1 protein-coding gene, 1 tRNA gene and 1 pseudogene are annotated in these 1,968 nt (G+C 75.5%); 2 read left to right on the forward strand and 1 reads right to left on the reverse strand.

What is annotated here, in order from left to right:
- A pseudogene (locus tag AC5FZL_RS16540) lies at positions 1 to 553 on the forward strand (hypothetical protein); the annotation flags it as partial.
- Positions 554 to 619: 66 nt separating this feature from the next.
- A complete protein-coding gene (locus AC5FZL_RS16545) occupies positions 620 to 1,684 on the forward strand; it encodes an LLM class flavin-dependent oxidoreductase (RefSeq protein ID WP_493619969.1) in 1,065 nt (354 codons plus the stop codon).
- A 78-nt stretch (positions 1,685 to 1,762) separates the two neighbouring features.
- Here the strand turns inward: AC5FZL_RS16545 and AC5FZL_RS16550 are convergent.
- Positions 1,763 to 1,835 (reverse strand) — tRNA-Ala (locus AC5FZL_RS16550).
- Positions 1,836 to 1,968: the final 133 nt, after the last annotated feature.

Consider the following 1,968-nt stretch of genomic DNA (forward strand, 5'->3'; position numbering starts at 1 on the left):
GTCGTCGGGCGGCGCGGGCTCCGGCCAGCACGTCGCGCCGCCCCCCGCCGCGCCCTGGGCCCCCGAGGGCGCCGCACCGGCCGACGCCGCCCCGCCCGCGCAGGCGCCCGTCGGGGCCGACCTGCCGCCCGCGCCGCCCGTGCCGGCACCCGTCCAGCTCGAGCCGCCCGCGCCGCCGGCACCGCCCGCGCCGCCCGCGCCGCCGGCGGTCGTCGAGGACGTCGTCGAGGACGTCGTCACCCCGGCCGAGGACGTCGTGGACGACGTCGTCACCCCCGTCCAGGAGGTGGTCGGGCACGTGACGCGCCCCCTGGCCCCGACGGCTGCGGCCCCGGCTCCGGCCCCCGCTCCAGCTCCCGCTCAGGAGGCGGCGCCGGTGCAGGAGGCCGTGCAGGAGGCCGTGCACGAGGCCGTGCAGGAAGCAGCGCCGGTGCAGGAGGTGCCGCAGGAGGCCGTCCAGGCGGTCGTGGGCACCACCCGGTCGATGGACGAGGTGATCCGGGCCGGCGTCGACGACGCCCTGCGCGCGGTCCAGGCCGGCCGGACGCTCTAGCGCCTCCCCCGGAACACCGCTCGTCGGTATGGTTGAAGGATCAACCAACGACGAAAGCGGTGTGCTGTGGAGATCGGCATCAGCTCCTTCGCGGAGATCACGCCCGACCCGAGGACCGGGGCCGTGATGAGCCCCGCCCAGCGGATGCGCGAGGTGGTCGAGGAGATCGCCCTGGCCGACGAGGTGGGCCTGGACGTCTACGGGCTGGGCGAGCACCACCGCGCCGACTACGTCTCCTCGGCCCCGGCCGTGATCCTCGCCGCGGCGGCCGAGCGCACGAAGCGGATCCGGCTGACCAGCGCCGTCACGGTGCTCTCCTCGGACGACCCGGTGCGCGTGTTCCAGGGCTTCGCCACCCTCGACCTGCTCTCGGGCGGCCGCGCGGAGATCATCGCCGGGCGCGGCTCGTTCATCGAGTCGTTCCCGCTCTTCGGCTACAGCCTCGACGACTACGACGAGCTGTTCTCCGAGAAGCTCGACCTGCTGCTGCGCCTGCGCGAGGCCGAGCGCGTGACCTGGCAGGGGAAGCACCGCCCCGCGCTGCTCGACGCCGCGGTCTACCCGCGCCCGCTGCAGGACCCGCTGCCCGTCTGGATCGGCGTGGGGGGCAACCCGCAGTCGGTCGTGCGCGCCGGCACCCTCGGCCTGCCGCTGGCCGTGGCGATCATCGGCGGCATGCCCGAGCGGTTCGCGCCGCTGGTCGAGCTGTACCGAGAGTCCGCTCGCCGGGCGGGCCACGACCCGGCGACCCTGCCGGTGGCCACGCACTCCCACGGCTTCCTCGCCGAGAGCTCGCAGAAGGCCGCTGACGACCACTACCCCGCCTACGCCGCGGCGATGAACACCATCGGGCGCGAGCGGGGCTGGGCGCCGTACTCGCGCGAGCAGTTCGACGCCGGGCGCACCCTGCGCGGGGCCCTGTTCGTCGGCAGCCCCGCCGAGGTCACCGAGAAGCTGCTGTTCAACCAGGAGGTGCTGGGCCTGCAGCGCTTCATGCTGCACGTGAGCACCGGCACGATGCCGCACCGCGAGGTGCTGCGGGCGATCGAGCTGCTCGGCACCGAGGTCGCGCCCGCGGTGCGCGCCGAGGTCGCCCGCAGCGGGGCCGGCTCGGCGTCCACCCCGGCCTGACCCCCGACGCCCCTGGAGCGAGGGGCGGAACAGCGCGAAGGCGGCACCCGCAGGGGTGCCTCCTTCGCGCGTCTCGGGTGGAGCTGAGGGGACTCGAACCCCTAACCCCCTCGATGCGACCGAGGTGCTCTACCAATTGAGCCACAGCCCCGAGGACGTTCGGAACCTTATCACCGGCCCGGCGAGCCCCGCGGGCACCCGGGCGAGGAAGGAGCGGGCGGCTACTCGCCGACGGCGATCGGGCGGCGCTCGTCGAGGTCGACGTGCTGGCGCGCGGCCGGCAC

Source organism: Quadrisphaera sp. DVD1 (assembly GCF_058932755.1).